This is a genomic window from Microbacterium maritypicum (assembly GCF_041529975.1).
GTDB lineage: Bacteria > Actinomycetota > Actinomycetes > Actinomycetales > Microbacteriaceae > Microbacterium.
Genome location: NZ_CP168030.1, coordinates 2,617,652 through 2,635,923 on the forward strand (window position 1 = coordinate 2,617,652; position 18,272 = coordinate 2,635,923).

16 protein-coding genes are annotated in these 18,272 nt (G+C 69.1%); all 16 read left to right on the plus strand.

Going from position 1 to position 18,272, the window contains the following annotated elements; all coding sequences use genetic code 11:
- Window positions 1–15: 15 nt before the first annotated feature.
- The 16 genes from ACCO44_RS12695 to ACCO44_RS12770 all read left to right on the plus strand — a co-directional run bounded on the left by ACCO44_RS12695 (window position 16) and on the right by ACCO44_RS12770 (window position 18,216).
- Entirely contained in the window at window positions 16–1,974 is a 1,959-nt protein-coding gene (locus ACCO44_RS12695) for a primosomal protein N' (RefSeq protein ID WP_372466800.1), read from the plus strand.
- Window positions 1,975–1,992: 18 nt separating this feature from the next.
- A complete protein-coding gene (gene fmt, locus ACCO44_RS12700) occupies window positions 1,993–2,913 on the plus strand; it encodes a methionyl-tRNA formyltransferase (protein WP_372466801.1) in 921 nt (306 codons plus the stop codon).
- Complete coding sequence (locus ACCO44_RS12705; RefSeq protein ID WP_372466802.1) at window positions 2,910–4,406, plus strand: RsmB/NOP family class I SAM-dependent RNA methyltransferase; 1,497 nt, start codon at window positions 2,910–2,912, stop codon at window positions 4,404–4,406. The genes fmt and ACCO44_RS12705 overlap by 4 nt, the downstream gene beginning before the upstream one ends.
- Window positions 4,407–4,410: 4 nt before the next feature.
- On the plus strand, window positions 4,411–5,091 hold the full coding sequence (rpe, locus tag ACCO44_RS12710; protein WP_105709946.1) for a ribulose-phosphate 3-epimerase: 681 nt from the start codon (window positions 4,411–4,413) through the stop codon (window positions 5,089–5,091).
- Window positions 5,088–5,351, plus strand: coding sequence for a phosphoribosyl-ATP diphosphatase (locus ACCO44_RS12715; protein ID WP_017202142.1), 264 nt, complete (start codon window positions 5,088–5,090; stop codon window positions 5,349–5,351). Before rpe ends, ACCO44_RS12715 begins: the two co-directional genes overlap by 4 nt.
- Window positions 5,352–5,389: 38 nt before the next feature.
- A complete protein-coding gene (hisG, locus tag ACCO44_RS12720; RefSeq protein ID WP_029263363.1) occupies window positions 5,390–6,232 on the plus strand; it encodes an ATP phosphoribosyltransferase in 843 nt (280 codons plus the stop codon).
- Complete coding sequence (gene hisF, locus ACCO44_RS12725) at window positions 6,232–6,993, plus strand: imidazole glycerol phosphate synthase subunit HisF (RefSeq protein ID WP_372466803.1); 762 nt, start codon at window positions 6,232–6,234, stop codon at window positions 6,991–6,993. The genes hisG and hisF overlap by 1 nt, the downstream gene beginning before the upstream one ends.
- A complete protein-coding gene (gene hisI, locus ACCO44_RS12730) occupies window positions 6,990–7,349 on the plus strand; it encodes a phosphoribosyl-AMP cyclohydrolase (RefSeq protein WP_029263365.1) in 360 nt (119 codons plus the stop codon). The genes hisF and hisI overlap by 4 nt, the downstream gene beginning before the upstream one ends.
- Window positions 7,346–7,933, plus strand: a complete 588-nt coding sequence (locus ACCO44_RS12735) for a Trp biosynthesis-associated membrane protein (RefSeq protein ID WP_105709944.1) — start codon at window positions 7,346–7,348, stop codon at window positions 7,931–7,933. Before hisI ends, ACCO44_RS12735 begins: the two co-directional genes overlap by 4 nt.
- A 47-nt stretch (window positions 7,934–7,980) precedes the next feature.
- Window positions 7,981–8,211 (plus strand): HGxxPAAW family protein, encoded by a 231-nt coding sequence (locus ACCO44_RS12740; protein WP_029263367.1) that lies wholly within the window; start codon window positions 7,981–7,983, stop codon window positions 8,209–8,211.
- Between the two features lie 2 nt (window positions 8,212–8,213).
- On the plus strand, window positions 8,214–8,984 hold the full coding sequence (trpC, locus tag ACCO44_RS12745; RefSeq protein WP_029263368.1) for an indole-3-glycerol phosphate synthase TrpC: 771 nt from the start codon (window positions 8,214–8,216) through the stop codon (window positions 8,982–8,984).
- A complete protein-coding gene (trpB, locus tag ACCO44_RS12750; RefSeq protein WP_029273873.1) occupies window positions 8,984–10,252 on the plus strand; it encodes a tryptophan synthase subunit beta in 1,269 nt (422 codons plus the stop codon). The genes trpC and trpB overlap by 1 nt, the downstream gene beginning before the upstream one ends.
- Window positions 10,249–11,052: a tryptophan synthase subunit alpha gene (trpA, locus tag ACCO44_RS12755; protein ID WP_372466805.1), complete on the plus strand. Its 804-nt coding sequence runs from the start codon at window positions 10,249–10,251 to the stop codon at window positions 11,050–11,052. Before trpB ends, trpA begins: the two co-directional genes overlap by 4 nt.
- Window positions 11,053–11,062: 10 nt before the next feature.
- Entirely contained in the window at window positions 11,063–12,088 is a 1,026-nt protein-coding gene (gene lgt, locus ACCO44_RS12760) for a prolipoprotein diacylglyceryl transferase (RefSeq protein WP_372466806.1), read from the plus strand.
- 145 nt (window positions 12,089–12,233) lie between these two features.
- A complete protein-coding gene (gene gltB, locus ACCO44_RS12765; RefSeq protein ID WP_105710343.1) occupies window positions 12,234–16,757 on the plus strand; it encodes a glutamate synthase large subunit in 4,524 nt (1,507 codons plus the stop codon).
- Window positions 16,750–18,216 (plus strand): glutamate synthase subunit beta, encoded by a 1,467-nt coding sequence (locus ACCO44_RS12770; protein ID WP_372466807.1) that lies wholly within the window; start codon window positions 16,750–16,752, stop codon window positions 18,214–18,216. The genes gltB and ACCO44_RS12770 overlap by 8 nt, the downstream gene beginning before the upstream one ends.
- Window positions 18,217–18,272: the final 56 nt, after the last annotated feature.

Genomic DNA, 18,272 nt, shown 5'->3' on the forward strand with positions numbered 1-18,272 from the left:
GGGACCGCGGTCCTGATGTCTCCGGTGAGCCGGCGCATCGCGCGCGTGCTCCTCGATTCCCCGCTGCCTCAACTCGATCGGCTCTTCGACTACGCGCTCCCTGCGGAACTGGGCGACGTCCCGCTCGGGGTTCGGGTCCGCGTGCCGCTGCGCACCGCTGGGCGCGTGATCGACGGCTACGTCGTCGAGATCGGCACCGAGGACGACGCGGACCGCCCGCTCTCCGAGGTGGAGAGCGTCGTGTCGGAGGTCCCGGTCCTGCCGGAACGTCTGCACACGCTCGCGCGCCGGGTGGCCGACCGGGCAGCCGGCTCGGCCTCGGATGTGCTGCGCCTGGTGATCCCCAAGCGTCAGGTGCGTGTCGAGAAGGCGTGGACCGCCGATGCGCCGGCGGAGACGCCCGACCCGGATGCGCTCGCGGTGGCCGAGGGCACCGTCGGACTGTACGAGGGCCTCGGGGCCGTGCTCGACTCGGGCGGACGCGCCGCTGTGGAGGCGATTCCTCAGCTCGTCGATGGCCTGCAGGGGTGGGCCCGACTGCTGGCATCTTCCGCGGCCCGGATGCTCGCGGCGGGCAAGTCGTCGATCATCGTCGTCCCCGACAGCCGTGATCTCGACAGGCTCCTCGCTGCGCTCGACGCTCTCGTCCCCACCGGAGCGGTCGTGCGCCACGACTCCCGGCAGACGAATCCCGACCGCTACCGCGGATTCCTGCGCACGCTCGAGGATGCGCCGTGCATCGTGGTGGGCAACCGCTCGGCCGTGTACTCCCCGGTCGTGGCGGGGATGGTCGCGATCTGGGACGACGGCGATCCGCTCCTGGGGGAGCCGCTCGCTCCGTATGTCAACGCTCGCGACGCGGCTCTCCTTCGACAGGAGCTCGAGGGGTCGGCGCTGCTCTTCGCGGGACACACCCGCACCACGGATGTGGAGCGCCTCGTGGTTCTCGGCTGGCTGCAGGATGTGAGGGCGGCACGCCGCGTGCTTCCTCGCGTCGTGCTCAGCACACCGCAGGAGATGGAGCAGCCGACGGCCCAGCGGATGCCGTCCTCCGCCTTCCTCGCCGCGCGCACCGCAGCGGCCGAGGGGCCGGTGCTCGTTCAGGTCTCGCGACCCGGCTTCTCGCCCTCGCTCGTCTGTGCCGAGTGCCGTGCGCCGGCGCGATGCGCCCACTGCGGCGGCCCGCTCGGCGCGAAGCATCGGGGTGCAGTGCCCGTGTGCGGCTGGTGTGGCCGGGCAGCCAGCGCCTGGGCGTGCCCTGCGTGCTCCTCGACCAAGCTGCGACTCGCCTCCTCAGGGAGCGAGCGCACCGCCGACGAGCTCGGGCGGGCGTTCCCGGGTGTACGCGTGATCGTCGCCGACAGTGCGCACCCGGTCGAGCGCGTGCCGGCCAAACCCGCGCTCGTGGTCGCGACCCGCGGCGCGGAGCCGATCGCGGAGGGCGGATACCGTGCCGTCGTCCTCCTCGACGGCCCTCGCATGCTCCAGGCGCCCGACCTGCGCGTCGCGGAATCCTGTCTGCGATGGTGGTCGAACGCGACCGCCCTGGCCGCGCCCGGCGCGCCGATCCATCTCGTCGGGGTCAACGGTGCGGCGGCGAAGGCACTTGCGACCTGGAACCAGGCAGGCCACGCGCGGTCTGAGCTGGAGAGCAGGGCGCCGCTGCACATGCCCCCGACGACCAGAGTGGCTCTGGTCCAGGGCGCGGTTCCGGCGGTCGCGAACGCTCTCGCCGCCCTCACCGAGCTCGCCCTACCCGGGGATGCCGTACTCGGCCCTGTGCCCATCGAGTCCGACGACGTTCCCCCTCGGGTGCGAGCGCTCGTGAGGTTCGACTACGGCTCGGGCCCTCGCGTGGCGACCGCCCTGCGCGCCGCTGTCGTCGCCGAAGCAGTGAGCGGCCGCCGCCGAAAGGGGCGTGCGACCAAGAGCACGCTCTCCGTCCGCCTCGATATCCTCGAACCAGAGCTCTGACCCTTCCGGAGAACCTTCATGCGCCTCGTCTTCGCCGGCACACCCGCTGCCGCCGTGCCCACCCTGCGACGTCTCGCGACCTCGCACGACATCGCCGCGGTCGTCACGCGACCCGATGCCCCGCTCGGGAGAAGGCGGGTGCTGACGCCGTCTCCGGTCGCCCAGGCCGCCGTCGAGCTGGGTCTTCCCGTGATCAAGACGGCGCGGCTCGACGAGGCCGCGACAGCCGAGATCTCGGCGCTGCAGGTCGAGCTCGGAGTGATCGTCGCGTACGGCGGGCTGGTGCGCGAGCCGCTGCTCTCCGCCCCGACCGCCGGGTGGATCAACCTGCACTTCTCTCTGCTGCCCGCATGGCGGGGAGCCGCCCCCGTGCAGCGCGCGCTCATCGCGGGCGATCGGGTGCTCGGTGCGAGCGTGTTCCAGCTCGTCGCCGAGCTGGATGCTGGTGACGTATTCGCCATGCGGGAGATCGACGTTCCCGAGACGGCGACCGCAGGAGAGGCGCTCGAGGCGCTCGCGCTGGACGGAGCAGAGCTCACGGCCGATGTGGTCTCCGCGGTCGCGGACGGCACGGCGCGGGCGGTTCCGCAGCAGGGCGAGCCGACCTTCGCCGCCAAGCTCACGCTCGCCGACGGACTGCTCTATTGGGACCAGCCGCTCGACGCCGTGTTCGCCCGATTCCGCGGCGTGACTCCCGAGCCGGGAGCGCACACGACCGTCGCCGGTCAGCCCCTCAAGGTACTCGAGGCGGCTCCGGCAACGGATGCCGAATCGCTGCCCCCCGGACGACTCCGGGGTACCAAGACCGCTCTCCACATCGGCACGGGCACCGGGGCACTCGCCGTCACGAGGGTGCAGCCTGCGGGCAAGGGAGCGATGAACGCGGTCGACTGGTGGCGCGGCCTGCGCGGGGGAGATGAGCTGGTGGCCGGATCATGAGCGACGAGCGACGCAACCGTCGAAGCACGCCGTCGAACGGTCGACCGCGCGGCTCCCAGAGCTCGGCGGAGGGGCATCGCGGCGGTCAGCGCGGTCCCGCTCGCACCGTGCAGCCCGCGAGACGGGTGGCCTACGACGTGCTTCGTGCCGTCTCCGAGACCGACGCGTACGCGAACCTCGTGCTTCCCTCGGCCATCGCCGACGCGAAGCTCACCGCTCAGGACGCGGCGCTCGCGACCGAGCTGACCTATGGGACCCTGCGACGGCTCGGGACCTATGACGCGATCATCGCCTCGGCGGCAGATCGTGCGACAGACGGCATCGACCCGGCGGTTCTCGATGCGCTCCGGCTCGCGGTGCACCAGCTGCTCGCGACACGTGTCGCCTCGCACGCCGCGGTGAACGAGTCGGTGAACCTGGTCGCCATCGAATCAGGTCGCGGAGCGTCGAGTTTCGCGAATGCGGTTCTGCGGCGCATCACCCGGGATTCGGCGGAGGCCTGGCAGGAGCGCATCGAAGAGCAGGCGCGCTCCGACGACGAGCGCCTGGCGCTGCGTTCCGCACATCCGGTCTGGGTGATCCGGGCGCTCCGTCGCGCCCTTGCGGCGGAAGGTCGCGACGCCGAGCTCGGCGCCCTCCTCGAGGCCGACAACGCCTCGCCCGATGTGACGCTCGTCGCCCTGCCCGGTCTCGCGGAGCCCGGCGAACCTCGTCTGCCCTACGCGCCGACGGCCTTCGCCTCTCCCGGTGGCGATCCGCGTCTGTCGGTCGAGGCCTCCGGCGGCACGGTGCGCGTGCAGGACGAGGGCTCCCAGCTCGTCGCGCTCGCCCTGGCCGGAGTCTCACCGATCGCCGCGGGGGAGCGGTGGCTCGATCTCTGTGCCGGCCCGGGTGGGAAGACCGCGCTCCTGGCGGCGATCGCGCTCGAGAAGGATGTCGTCCTCGAGGCCAACGAGGTCGTCCCCGTCCGCGCGCGCCTGGTGCGCAAGGCGCTCCGCGCTGTCCCCGGCGAGATCGTGGTGCACGAGCAGGACGGCCGCGAGATCGCGGCCTCGCGTGCCGGCGAGTTCGACCGGATCCTCGTGGACGCGCCCTGCACGGGCTTGGGTGCGCTGCGCCGCCGGCCCGAGGCTCGGTGGCGCAAGTCGCCAGCCGACGTGGCCGAGCTCGTACCGCTCCAGGTGGAGCTGCTCTCCGCCGCGCTCGACGCGCTCGCCCCGGGCGGGATCGTCGCATACGTCACATGCTCGCCCCACCTCGCCGAGACCACGGGCGTCGTGCAGGAGGTGCTGCGCGGGCGCACTGACATCGTCGAGCTCGATGCGCGCGCAGCGATCGCCGACGTCTCGCGGTCGCCGATCGACCTCGCGACCGAGGGGCGCTCCGGTTCCGGCAGCGCACAGCTCTGGCCGCATCGACACGGCACCGACGCGATGTTCCTCGCGCTCCTGCAGCGCTCCGCAACCGTCAACACCACAGGGAAGGAAGACTAGGACCGTGGATCTGCCTCGCGCACCGCGCATCAACCCCAGCATCCTCGCCGCCGACTTCGTGAACATGCAGGCGGACCTCGCCCGCATCGCGACAGCAGACTTCGCGCACGTCGACGTGATGGACAACCACTTCGTGCCCAATCTGACGTTCGGACCCCAGATGGTCGAGCGCATCCAGGCGACCAGCCCGATCCCGCTCGACGTGCACCTGATGATCACCGACCCGGAGCGCTGGGCACCCGAGTATGCCGAGATCGGCGCGGCGAGCGTCACGTTCCACCTCGAGGCCGCCGCCGATCCTGTGGCCCTCGCCCGACGCCTGCGCGACATCGGTTCCCGCGCCGGCGTCGCGGTGAAGCCGGGAACCCCGGTCGATTCGCTGTTCGATGTGCTCGACGAGTTCGATCAGATCCTCGTGATGACGGTCGAGCCGGGATTCGGCGGACAGAGCTTCATGCCCGAGACGATGCCGAAGCTCCGCTCCCTGGCGGAGGAGGCGCGTCGGCGCGGCTCCTCGGTCTGGCTCCAGGTCGACGGCGGTATCTCGGACAGCACGATCGAGTACGCCGCCGCCGCCGGAGCAGACACCTTCGTCGCAGGTTCGGCCGTGTACGGCGCGGACGACATCGAGGCGGCCGTCACCCGGCTGAGAGACCTCGCCCGAGCGGGTAGCCTGGAATCGTGAAGACTTTCGACGAGCTGTTCGCCGAGCTCAGCGTCAAGGCCGAGACCCGTCCCGAAGGATCGGGCACGGTCGCCGAGCTCGACGGCGGCGTGCACACGATCGGCAAGAAGATCGTCGAAGAGGCCGCCGAGGTGTGGATGGCGTCGGAGTACGAGTCCGATGAGGCCGCCGCCGAGGAGATCTCGCAACTCCTCTATCACGTCCAGGTGATGATGCTCGCGAAGGGTCTCAGCCTGCAAGACGTCTACCGACATCTGTGATGCGCTCCGTTCCTCTCCTCTCGAACTGAAAGCACTCCATGCTGCGCATCGCCGTTCCCAACAAGGGCTCGCTCTCCGAGACCGCCGCCGACATGCTCGCCGAGGCGGGCTACGCCGGACGCCGGGACCCCAAGACCCTGCATGTCATCGACGCCGAGAACGACGTCGAGTTCTTCTTCCTCCGCCCCAAGGACATCGCGACCTACGTCGGTTCCGGTGCGATCGATGTGGGCATCACGGGTCGTGACCTGCTGCTCGACGCCCGCATGCCCGGCGCACGCGAGATCGAGGCTCTCGGCTTCGCGGGATCCACGTTCCGCTTCGCGGCACCCACCGGTCGCTACACCGACGTGGCCGAGCTCGACGGACTGCGCATCGCCACCTCCTACCCGGGGCTGGTCGACGCGTTCCTCGACGAGCGCGACATCGCGGTAGACCTCGTTCCGCTCGACGGAGCGGTCGAATCGGCCGTCCGACTCGGTGTGGCCGACGCGGTCGCCGATGTCGTCGAGACGGGGACCACACTCCGCCAGGCCGGGCTCGAGGTCTTCGGTCCGGTCATCCTGCAGTCCGAGGCCGTGCTCATCGCCGGCCCCACCGATGCCGAGGGTGCCGAGACGCTCCTGCGCCGGCTTCGCGGCGTCATGGTCGCCCGCCGCTTCGTGATGATCGACTACGACCTGCCGGTCGCTCTGCTCGATGAGGCCGTGAAGATCGCCGGTGGCGTGGAGTCGCCGACCGTCTCACCGCTGCGTGACCCGGAATGGGTGGCCGTACGCGTCATGGTCGCGCGCACGCGGGTCAACCCGGTCATGGATGCGCTCTATGCGCTCGGCGCTCGCGCCATCCTGGTCACCGCCATCCACAACGCGAGGCTCTGATGACTCTCGCCAGTCGTGTCATCCCGTGTCTGGATGTGGCCGAAGGCCGTGTCGTCAAGGGCGTGAACTTCGAGAACCTGCGCGACATGGGTGACCCGGTAGAACTCGCCAGGCACTATGCGGCCCAGGGGGCCGACGAGATCACGTTCCTCGACGTGACCGCGACGGTCGATGCGCGAGCCACGACCTACGACGTCGTGCAGCGAACCGCCGAGCAGGTCTTCGTGCCGCTCACGGTCGGCGGGGGAGTGCGCAGCGCCGAAGACGTCGCCCGGCTGCTCTCGGTCGGCGCCGACAAGGTGGGGGTCAACTCGGCCGCCATCGCACGCCCCGAGCTGATCGGCGAGATCGCCGACCGCTTCGGTGCACAGGTGCTCGTCCTGTCGCTCGACGTGAAGCGTGCGCCGACCACGCCCTCCGGCTTCGTCGTCACGACTCACGGCGGTCGCACGCAGACCACCCTCGACGCGGTCGCCTGGGCGCGAGAGGCCGTCGAGCGCGGCGCCGGTGAGCTGCTGGTCAACTCGATCGATGCCGACGGCACGCGCGACGGGTTCGACCTCGAGCTCGTACGGCTCATGCGGGAAGCGGCCTCCGTGCCCGTCATCGCTTCGGGCGGGGCCGGTCAGATCTCCGATTTCGCGCCGGCCATCAAGGCCGGAGCCGATGCCGTGCTCGCGGCGAGCGTCTTCCACACGGGGGCGCTCACCGTCGGCGACGTCAAGGACGCCCTGCGCGCAGATGGGGTGGTGGTCCGATGACCTCCGTGGAAGAGCGCATCGCCCAGGTCGCCTTCAACGCAGACGGGCTCGCGCCGGTGATCGTGCAGCAGTTCGACACGCATGAGGTGCTGATGCTCGCGTGGGTCGATGCCGAGGCGCTGCGGCGCACGCTGACCTCAGGGCGGGCGACCTACTGGTCCCGATCCCGCCAGGAGTATTGGCGCAAGGGCGACACGTCGGGCCACATCCAGGTGGTTCACGAGGCGCGCCTCGACTGCGACGGCGACGCCATCCTGCTCCTGGTCGCGCAGACCGGCCCCGCCTGTCACACCGGCACGCGCACCTGTTTCGACACCACCGACCTCGAGGCGACGACGGGAGCGGATCAGTCATGAGCATCGCGCAGCGCGGTCGCTCGCTCTCCGTCTCCGGCTTCCTGCTCGCCGGGGCGATCGGCATCATCTCGTCGACCCAGACGTGGTTGACGGTGGAGCGTGCGGATGCCGGCGAAGCGATCCTGGTTCCGGGAGCCTCGGCCCTGGTACTGCTCGCTCCGCTCAGCCTCGCGGTGCTCGCCCTCGGGGCGGCACTCGCCATCTCCGGCAAGGTCGTGCGCCTCGTCTTCGGCGTGCTCGCGGCCGCGACGGCGCTGTTCCTCGGCTGGTCGACGATCCAGCTCCTCCTCACCGAACCGTTCGACGCCGTCGCCGCGACAGTGACCGAGGTCACGGGTCTCGCCGGTGGTGGCGCTGTCCACGAGGTCGTCACGAGCATCGTGCCGTCGGCGTGGCCGTACATCGCCCTCGTCGGATGGGTGATCCTGCTCGTCGCATCGGTGGTGGTCCTCACGACTTGGCGTGGCTGGAAGGCGGGTGGGCGGCGGTACCGCACCGACCACGTCGAGGCCGCGCACGACGGCCCGGTGGACGCGGTCGATTCCTGGGACGAGCTGTCCCGGGGAACCGATCCGACGCGTTGACCCCGATAGACTGATTCCGAACTGCACGTCGTCCCCCGGAGGAGAACATGACCAACCCGATCGCCGATCCCGGCCACGGACACTCGCCTGCAGCCTGGACCGCCGTGGTCATCATGCTGGTCGGCGTCGCCGCCGCGACTGTCGCATTCTGCTTCGAGCAGCCGGTGCTCGTCATGATCTCTCTGGTGCTCGTCCCGATCGGTGCGATCGCGGGTTGGGTGCTCGCGAGGGCCGGTTACGGCGTGAAGGGTCCGAAGTACGCTCCGAAGGCGCACTAATGGTGCTCGCCGACCTGACGGCCGGCGCAGTCGCAGACGCTGAGCGTCGTGCTCTGTCGCGCCCGCTGGATGCGGTCGAACGCGCGGCGCTTGCGCGCCCGGCCGCGAAGGACGCACTCTCGTTCCTCGCCCCGGCCGATCGCGTCAAGATCATCGCCGAGGTCAAGCGGGCGAGCCCGTCGCGTGGCGCACTCGCCGAGATCCCCGACCCTGCTCTGCAGGCATCCCTGTACGAGACGGGTGGAGCCTCGGCGATCAGCGTGCTCACGGAGGAGCGTCGCTTCGGCGGCAGTCTCGCCGACCTCGAGGCCGTCACCGCCCGAGTGTCGCTCCCGGTGCTGCGCAAGGACTTCATCGCCACCCGCTACCAGGTGCTCGAGGCACGGGCAGCGGGCGCTGATCTGGTGCTGCTGATCGTCGCCGGTCTCGAACCCGATGTCCTTCGCGATCTGTTCGGCTTCATCGGCGAGCTGGGTATGACACCCCTCGTCGAGACGCACTCGGCCGATGAGCTCGAGGCCGCGATCGACCTGGGCGCACCGCTGATCGGTGTGAACGCCCGCGATCTGAAGACCCTCGAACTCGACCGCGACCTGTTCGGACGCCTGGTCGACCGCATCCCGACGACCGCGGTGAAGATCGCCGAATCCGCGGTTCTCACGCCCGCCGATGTCGTGCATTACCGCTCCGCCGGCGCTGACGTCGTCCTGATCGGCGAAGCGCTCGTGACCGGCGATCCCGTCGCCACCCTCAAGAGTTTCCTGGAGGCATGATGAGCCTGCGCGACCAGCACGGCCCCTTCTTCGGCGAGTTCGGCGGGCGCTTCATGCCCGAGTCGCTCATCGCCGCGATCGATGAGCTGACCGTCGCGTACGAGGAGGCGATCGTCGACCCGGCCTTCCGGGACGAGCTCGCACACCTCCTGAGCTCGTATGCGGGCCGCCCCTCGGCGATCACCGAGGTGCCCCGGTTCGCAGAGCATGCCGGGGGTGCGCGCGTCTTCCTCAAACGTGAAGACCTGAACCACACGGGGTCGCACAAGATCAACAACGTGCTCGGTCAGGCGCTGCTCACGAAGCGGCTCGGCAAGACGCGAGTGATCGCCGAGACCGGCGCCGGACAGCATGGTGTCGCCACGGCGACGGCCGCGGCGCTGTTCGGTCTGGACTGCACGATCTACATGGGCGAGGTCGACACCGAGCGTCAGGCACTCAACGTCGCCCGCATGCGCCTGCTCGGCGCGGAGGTCATCCCGGTCACCTCCGGTTCGCGCACGCTCAAGGATGCGATCAACGATGCCTACCGCGACTGGGTGGCGTCGGTCGAGACGACCAACTACATCTTCGGCACCGCGGCCGGGCCGCATCCGTTCCCGGCGATGGTCCGCGACTTCCAGAAGATCATCGGCGAAGAGGCCCGCGCGCAACTGCTCGACGAGGTCGGTCGGCTTCCGGATGCGGTCGTCGCATGCGTGGGTGGCGGTTCCAACGCCATCGGCATGTTCGACGCGTTCCTCGACGATGAGGGCGTCAAGCTCTACGGCGTGGAGGCAGCCGGTGACGGCGTCGACACCGAGAAGCACGCGGCCTCGATCGAGCGCGGACGACCCGGCGTGCTGCACGGTGCCAAGACCTACGTGCTGCAGAACGAAGACGGCCAGACCATCGAGTCGCACTCCATCTCCGCGGGGCTCGACTATCCGGGAGTCGGTCCGGAGCACTCGTGGCTCGCCGACATCGGACGCGCCGAGTACATTCCGGCCACCGATGACGAGGCCATGCAGGCGCTGCGGCTGCTCAGCCGCACGGAGGGCATCATCCCGGCCATCGAATCGGCGCATGCCCTCGCCGGCGCTCTGCGGATCGGGCGTGACCTCGGCCCGGACGGCCTCATCGCGATCTGTCTCTCCGGCCGCGGCGACAAAGACATGGACACCGCGGCGCGCTACTTCGAGCTGTACGACGAAGCCGCTCTCGCGCACGACGTCGACGACGAGAGCGAGGCCGAAGAGACGGCCTCGAAGGGGGAGCCTCAGCTATGAGTCGCGTCGAACAGGCGATCCAGTGCGCACAGGACGCCGGTCGCAGCGCCTTCGTCGGATACCTCCCGGTCGGTTTCCCCGACCTCGAGACCAGCATCCAGGCCGCCATCGCCCTCGCCGAGAACGGCGTCGACATCATCGAGCTGGGCCCGCCGTACAGCGACCCGGTGATGGACGGCGCGATCATCCAGGAAGCGACCACCACGGCTCTCGCCGCGGGGTTCCGGATGGCCGACCTCTTCACAGCGATCCGTGCGATCACCGCGGCCACCGACGTACCCGTCCTCGTGATGACGTACTGGAACCCGGTCATGCAGTACGGCGTCGACCGCTATGCCGACGACCTGCTCGCCGCGGGCGGCGCGGGGCTCATCACACCCGACATCACCCCCGACGCGGCAGGGGAGTGGATCGCCGCCAGTGAGCGGACCGGTCTCGATCGGGTGTTCCTCGCAGCCCCCACCTCCTCGGACGAGCGGCTCGACCTGGTGGTGAAGTCGTCCACCGGTTTCGTCTACACCGTCTCGACGATGGGAATCACGGGAGAGCGCGCCGAACTCGACCGCGCCGCCCGCACCCTGGTCGGACGCCTCCGCGCACACGGAGCGCACCGCGCGTGCGTGGGCATCGGCATCTCCACCGCCGAACAGATCGCCGGTGTCTCGGAGTACGCCGACGGCGCCATCGTCGGGACCGCACTGGTCCGCGCTCTCCGTGACGGCGGCGTCCCCGCCCTCGCCGAGGTCACCCGAAACCTGGCAGCCGGCACCTCGTCGGCGCGCCCCGAAACCGAGAACTAGAATCGCACTCATGTCACTCGCGTTCCCCAGCACCGTCACCAGCGTGCTCGCCAGCATCCCGAGCCCTCCGGTGTCGTACATCGACCTCGGACCCGTACGGATCCACTTCTACGCGCTGTGCATCATCGCGGGCATCATCGCGGCGACGCTGCTGACCAACTACCGCCTGACCAAGCGCGGAGCGGAGCCGTGGGTCGTGATCGACATCTCGATCCTCGCCGTGCCGCTGGCGATCATCGGCGCCCGAATCTTCCACGTGCTCACGCACCCGAACTTCTACTTCGGCGAGGGCAGGAACACCTGGAACCCGTTCGAACCCGGTTCGGTGTGGGCCATCTGGGAGGGCGGCATCGCGATCTTCGGCGCCCTCATCGGCGGCGCGATCGGCGCATACCTCGGCTGCCGTTGGACGGGCATCCGCTTCTGGACGTTCGCCGACGCGCTGGCGCCCGGTCTGCTGCTGGCTCAGGCCATGGGCCGTTTCGGCAACTGGTTCAACCACGAACTGTTCGGCCTTCCCACAGGCCTGCCGTGGGGACTGGAGATCGAGTCGACGAACTCCGCGTTCCCGGCCGGTCTGCCGGAAGGCACCCTCTTCCACCCGACCTTCCTCTACGAGATCATCTGGAACGGTCTGGGTGTGCTGGTCCTCCTGTGGCTCGGCCGCAAGCTCTTCTTCCAGTGGGGTCGCCTGTTCGCGATCTACCTCATCTGGTACAGCGCGGGCCGCATCGTCTGGGAGTCGATCCGCATCGATCCGAGCGAGATCATCCTGGGGCTGCGCAGCAACGTCTGGGCAGCGATCATCGGAGTCGTCGTCGGACTCGTGATCCTCGTCGTGCAGACGCGTCGTCACCCCGGTCTCGAGCCGTCACCGTACCAGCCGGGCCGCGAGAAGGTCGACGCCGACGCTGATGTACAATCGCAGAACAATCCCTCTGACTTCGTGGACGTGAGCGAGCCTCCGACCGAGGAAGTCACCGCAGGAGCCACTGCCACAAGCACTGCTCCCACGAGCGAGAACGGCTCCCGATAACAACGCCACCTCGTGGCGGGAGAACCATTGCACTGAACGAGCGGGCCGACGTCGTCCCCGGGTTTCACTGAAGATCTGAGGACGGTAACTGGTGTACTTCCAGCCACCCTACGGCGCGTCCGGCGCCTACCCCCCGAAGCAGGGCATGTACAACCCGGCGTTCGAAAAGGACGCCTGCGGCCTCGCCATGGTCGCGACCCTGCGCGGCGAAGCCGGGCACGACATCATCGCGTTGGCCCTCGAGGCCCTGCGCAACCTGGAGCACCGCGGAGCCATCGGTTCCGACGCGGGCACCGGGGACGGCGCCGGCATCCTGACGCAGATGCCCGATGCGTTCCTCCGCGCAGTCGTCGGCTTCGAACTGCCGCCCGTGGGGGAGTACGCCGCTGGATTGGCCTTCCTGCCTCGCGACTCGAGCGAGCGCCGCCAGCAGAAAGCCGGGATCGAGAAGATCGCCCGCTCCGAAGGACTTCGCGTCCTCGGCTGGCGCGAGGTCCCCACCGCCAACGAGAATCTCGGCAAGCTCGCCGATGAGGCGCGTCCCGCCTTCGAGCAGCTGTTCGTCAGCGCCGGCGGAGCGACCCACACCGATGCCCCGCTCACGGGCATCGCCCTCGACCGCGTCGCCTACCGGCTCCGCAAGCGCGCCGGCCATGAGCTCGGCGCCTACTTCGTGTCGCTCTCGGCCCGCACCCTCGGTTACAAGGGCATGGTCACCACGCTGCAGCTCGAGCCGTTCTACCCCGATCTGCAGGACGAACGCTTCGCGTCCGAGCTGGCTGTGGTGCACTCCCGCTACTCGACCAACACGTTCCCGTCCTGGCCACTGGCGCAGCCGCTGCGCATGCTCGCCCACAACGGCGAGATCAACACGGTCGGCGGCAACCGCAACTGGATGCGCGCCCGCCAGTCGCAGCTCGAGTCCGAGCTGCTCGGCGACATCCAGCCGTTGCTCCCGATCTGCACCGACGGCGCCAGCGACTCCGCGTCGTTCGACGAGGTGCTCGAGCTGCTGACCCTGACCGGGCGCAGTCTGCCGCACGCCATCATGATGATGGTTCCCGAGGCGTACGAGAAGCAGGCCGACATCACGCCGGAGCTGCGCTCGTTCTATGAGTACCACTCCAACCAGATGGAGCCGTGGGACGGTCCGGCCGCCCTCATCTTCACCGACGGCACGCTCGTCGGCGCCACGCTGGACCGCAACGGTCTGCGCCCCGGACGCTGGACCGAGACGACCGACGGCCTGGTCGTGATCGGCTCCGAGACCGGCGTGCTGCAGTTCGAGCCGGAGCGCATCAAGCGTCGCGGACGCCTGCAGCCGGGCAAGATGTTCCTGGTCGACACCTCGCAGCGTCGCATCGTCGAAGACAGCGAGATCAAGCACGACCTCGCCACGATGCACCCGTGGCAGGAGTGGCTGGATGCCGGCGCCGTCCGGCTTGCCGAGCTCCCCGAGCGCGAGCACATCGTGCACCCGCCGGCATCGATCACCCGTCGTCAGCGCACGTTCGGATACACAGAGGAAGAGGTCCGCATCCTCCTCACCCCGATGGGCCAGACCGGTGTCGAGCCGCTCGGCGCCATGGGATCCGACACTCCGATCGCCGTGCTCAGCAAGCGTCCGCGTCTGCTGTTCGACTACTTCACGCAGCAGTTCGCGCAGGTCACGAACCCGCCCCTGGACTCGATCCGCGAAGAGGTCGTCACGAGCCTCAAGCTGGGCCTCGGCCCCGAGAGCAACCTGCTCTCCTGGGGTCCGGAGCACACGCGCACGGTGTCGCTGGACTTCCCCGTCATCGACAACGATGAGCTCGCGAAGATCCGTCACATCGACAAGGCCATGCCCGGTCGGTCGAGTGCGACTATCCGCGGTCTCTACCACTTCGACGCCGGCCCCCAGACGCTGCAGGACCGGCTCACCGAGATGTGCGCAGAGGTCGATGAAGCGATCGAGAACGGCACCGAGTTCATCATCCTGTCCGACCGCGACTCGAACAAGGACCTGACGCCGATCCCCTCGCTGCTCATGGTCTCGGCGATCCACCACCACCTCATCCGCCGTGAGAACCGGATGAAGGTGGGCCTGATCGTCGAAGCCGGCGATGTGCGCGAGGTGCACCACGTCGCCACGCTGATCGGCTACGGCGCCTCCGCCGTCAACCCGTACCTGGCGATGGAGTCGGTCGAGCACCTGGTGCGCACCGGCTACATCACCGGGATCACGCCCGAGAAGGCCGTCAAGAACCTGATCTACGCGCTGGGCAAGGGTGTGCTCAAGATCATGTCGAAGATGGGCATCTCCACGGTGTCGTCGTACGCGGGTGCCCAGGTGTTCGAGGCGATCGGCCTCAGCCAGGAGTTCATCGACGCGTACTTCACCCGCACCGAGTCCAAGCTCGGTGGCATCGGCATCGAAGAGATCTTCGCCGAGAACCAGGCGCGTCATGACTACGCCTACCCGGAGGATGCCGCGGCGCGTGCGCACGAGCGGCTGTGGACCGGCGGCGAGTACCAGTGGCGGCGCGACGGCTCGCCGCACCTCTTCAACCCGGAGACGGTGTTCAAGCTGCAGCACTCGACCCGCACCCGGCGCTACGACATCTTCCGCGAGTACACGAAGCTCGTCGACGAGCAGGCTGCCGAGCTGAAGACGCTGCGCGGCCTGTTCCAGCTGCGCACCGGAACCCGCAAGCCCGTGCCGCTGGACGAGGTCGAGCCGGTGTCCGCGATCGTCAAGCGCTTCTCCACGGGAGCCATGAGCTACGGCTCGATCTCCCGTGAGGCACACGAGACGCTCGCGATCGCGATGAACAGCATCGGCGGCAAGTCGAACACCGGTGAGGGCGGCGAGGATCCGGACCGGCTGCTCGACCCCCAGCGCCGCAGCTCGATCAAGCAGGTGGCCTCCGGGCGCTTCGGCGTGACCAGCCTGTACCTGACCGAGTCGGACGACATCCAGATCAAGCTCGCTCAGGGCGCGAAGCCCGGCGAGGGCGGCCAGCTGCCTCCGACCAAGGTGTACCCGTGGGTGGCGCGAACGCGTCACGCGACGGCCGGTGTGGGGCTCATCTCCCCGCCGCCGCACCACGACATCTACTCGATCGAAGACCTCAAGCAGCTCATCTTCGACCTGAAGCGGGCGAACCCCGAGGCGCGCATCCACACGAAGCTCGTGAGCCAGTCGGGTATCGGCGCGGTGTCGGCCGGCGTGGCCAAGGCGCTCAGCGACGTCATCCTGGTCTCCGGCCACGACGGCGGAACGGGTGCGAGCCCCCTGAACTCGCTCAAGCACGCGGGAACGCCGTGGGAGCTCGGTCTCGCCGAGACACAGCAGACGCTCATGCTCAACGGCATGCGCGACCGCGTGGTGGTGCAGGTCGACGGTCAGCTCAAGACCGGCCGCGATGTGATCATCGGCGCGCTGCTGGGTGCGGAGGAGTTCGGCTTCGCCACGGCTCCGCTCGTCGTCAGCGGCTGCATCATGATGCGCGTCTGCCACCTCGACACCTGCCCCGTGGGCGTCGCGACACAGAACCCGGTGCTGCGCGAGCGGTTCACGGGCAAGCCGGAGTTCGTCGTCAACTTCATGGAGTTCATCGCCGAAGAGGTGCGTGAGCTCCTCGCGGAGCTCGGCTACCGCTCGATCGACGAGATCGTCGGCCGCGCCGACCTCATCGAGGTCAACGCCGCGGTCGAGCACTGGAAGGCCGAGGGACTCGACCTCACCCCCGTGCTCGAAGGACCGGTGTTCCCGGCGGGCGAACCGCGCCGCAGCGGTCGCACGCAGGATCACGAGCTGGAGAAGCACTTCGACGTGCAGTTGATCGACATCGCCAAGGGCGCACTGCTCAACGGCGAGCCTGTCGTGGTCGAGTTGCCCATCGCCAACACCGAGCGCGCCGTCGGCACCATGCTGGGGCACCAGGTGACTTCTCGGCACGGCGCCGCCGGTCTGCCCGAGGGCACGATCGACGTGACGCTGCACGGCACCGCAGGACAGTCGCTGGGTGCCTTCCTTCCGCCGGGAATCGTGCTGCGCCTGGAGGGCGACGCGAACGACTACGTCGGCAAGGGACTCTCAGGCGGCGACATCACGATCCGTCCGCCGCGCGGAGCTGCCATCGCGCCTCATGAGAACGTGATCGCCGGCAACGTGATCGGCTACGGCGCGACCTCGGGGACGATGTTCATCTCGGGCGTCGTCGGTGAGCGGTTCCTCGTCCGCAACTCGGGCGCGACCGCGGTCGTCGAGGGCGTGGGAGACCACGCGCTGGAATACATGACCGGCGGGCTCGCGGTGATCCTCGGATCGACCGGACGCAACTTCGGTGCCGGTATGTCCGGGGGAGTGGCGTACGTGCACGCGCTCGACACGAGCAAGGTGAACGCGCAGTCGCTCGGCAGCGGGGAGCTCCTGCTCGAACCGCTCGACCGTGCCGACCTCGAGGTGCTGCGCAGCCTGCTGGTCGCGCACGTCGAACGCACGGCCTCGCCGCGAGCGTCCGCGCTTCTCGAGAGCTTCGAGGAGACCGCTGCAGAGTTCGTGAAGGTGCTGCCTCGTGACTTCGCCGCCGTGCGGAGCATGCGCGAGGAAGCGCTGGCCGAGGGGATCGACCCCGACGGCGACATCGTGTGGAACCGCATCCTGGAGGTGACCGGTGGCTGACCCCAAAGGCTTTCTGAAGGTGACCGAGCGGGAACTTCCCGCCCGTCGCCCCGTGCCCGTGCGCATCATGGACTGGAAAGAGGTCTATGAGCCCGGCGACAAGCAGGTCCTGCGTCGTCAGGCCGGTCGCTGCATGGACTGCGGTGTGCCGTTCTGCCATCAGGGCTGCCCGCTCGGCAACCTGATCCCCGAGTGGAACGACCTGACGTGGCGTGGCGAGGGTCGCGAGGCGATCGAGCGGCTCCACGCCACGAACAACTTCCCGGAGTTCACCGGTCGTCTGTGCCCCGCTCCGTGCGAAAGCTCGTGCGTGCTCGGCATCAACCAGCCCGCCGTGACCATCAAGCAGATCGAGGTCTCGATCATCGATGAGGCCTTCGCCAAGGGCTGGGTCGAGGCGGAACCGCCGGAGCGTCTGACCGGCAAGACGGTCGCGGTCGTCGGATCGGGGCCCGCGGGTCTCGCCGCCGCCCAGCAGCTCACGCGTGCAGGCCACACGGTCGCGGTCTTCGAGCGCGACGACCGCATCGGTGGTCTGCTGCGCTACGGCATCCCGGACTTCAAGATGGAGAAGTCGCAGCTCGAGTCGCGCCTGCGCCAGATGCAGGAGGAGGGCACCCGCTTCCGCGCGGGTGTCGAGATCGGCAAGGACATCTCCTGGCCCGACCTGCGCGCCCGCTACGACGCAGTCGTCATCGCGACGGGTTCCACGGTTCCGCGCGATCTCGCGATCCCCGGACGCGACCTCGACGGCGTGCACTTCGCCATGGAGTACCTCGTCGAGTCCAATCACGCGGTCGCCGGCGACAAGGTCACCGACCAGATCAGCGCCGAGGGCAAGCACGTCATCGTGATCGGCGGCGGCGACACCGGCGCCGACTGCATCGGTACCGCACACCGTCAGGGCGCGCTGAGCGTCACCAACCTCGCGATCGGCAAGCAGCCGGGCGACGCACGTCCCGACCACCAGCCGTGGCCGATGATGCCGACGCTCTTCGAGGTGTCCTCTGCGCACGAGGAAGGCGGCGAGCGGGTGTTCCTCGCGTCCACCGTCGAGTTCCTCGGCAACGAGGTGGGCGAGGTCCGTGCGCTGCGCGTCGCCGAGACCGAGTACATCGACGGTCGTCGTGTTCCCAAGAGCGGCACCGAGCGGGAGATCCCGGCCGACCTGATCCTGATCGCCATGGGCTTCACCGGACCGGAGCAGGACGGCTACACCGAGGAGACGCTCCCACAGGTCACCGACCGTGGCGCGTTCCGTCGCAACAACGGCTACGAGTCGACGGTTCCCGGCGTGTTCGTCGCCGGCGACGCCGGCCGTGGACAGTCGCTCATCGTCTGGGCCATCGCCGAGGGCCGCGCGGCCGCCGCGAACGTCGATCGGTTCCTGATGGGCACCACGGTTCTTCCCGAGCCGGTGCGCCCGAGCGATGTCGCGATCGGTCTCCAGCCCGCGTAGGCTGAGGCCGGCACCGTCGCCTGATTCACCTTCCCCCACTTCTACCCTGGAGAAAT

What these genes read in the sequence shown, in the direction of transcription:
- ACCO44_RS12695 (WP_372466800.1), top strand. Translation starts at nt 16, where the DNA reads ATGTCTCCGGTGAGCCGGCGCATCGCGCGCGTGCTCCTCGATTCCCCG.
- fmt (WP_372466801.1), top strand. Translation starts at nt 1,993, where the DNA reads ATGCGCCTCGTCTTCGCCGGCACACCCGCTGCCGCCGTGCCCACCCTG.
- ACCO44_RS12705 (WP_372466802.1), top strand. Translation starts at nt 2,910, where the DNA reads ATGAGCGACGAGCGACGCAACCGTCGAAGCACGCCGTCGAACGGTCGA.
- hisG (WP_029263363.1), top strand. Translation starts at nt 5,390, where the DNA reads ATGCTGCGCATCGCCGTTCCCAACAAGGGCTCGCTCTCCGAGACCGCC.
- hisF (WP_372466803.1), top strand. Translation starts at nt 6,232, where the DNA reads ATGACTCTCGCCAGTCGTGTCATCCCGTGTCTGGATGTGGCCGAAGGC.
- hisI (WP_029263365.1), top strand. Translation starts at nt 6,990, where the DNA reads ATGACCTCCGTGGAAGAGCGCATCGCCCAGGTCGCCTTCAACGCAGAC.
- ACCO44_RS12735 (WP_105709944.1), top strand. Translation starts at nt 7,346, where the DNA reads ATGAGCATCGCGCAGCGCGGTCGCTCGCTCTCCGTCTCCGGCTTCCTG.
- ACCO44_RS12740 (WP_029263367.1), top strand. Translation starts at nt 7,981, where the DNA reads ATGACCAACCCGATCGCCGATCCCGGCCACGGACACTCGCCTGCAGCC.
- trpB (WP_029273873.1), top strand. Translation starts at nt 8,984, where the DNA reads ATGAGCCTGCGCGACCAGCACGGCCCCTTCTTCGGCGAGTTCGGCGGG.
- trpA (WP_372466805.1), top strand. Translation starts at nt 10,249, where the DNA reads ATGAGTCGCGTCGAACAGGCGATCCAGTGCGCACAGGACGCCGGTCGC.
- lgt (WP_372466806.1), top strand. Translation starts at nt 11,063, where the DNA reads ATGTCACTCGCGTTCCCCAGCACCGTCACCAGCGTGCTCGCCAGCATC.
- gltB (WP_105710343.1), top strand. Translation starts at nt 12,234, where the DNA reads ATGTACAACCCGGCGTTCGAAAAGGACGCCTGCGGCCTCGCCATGGTC.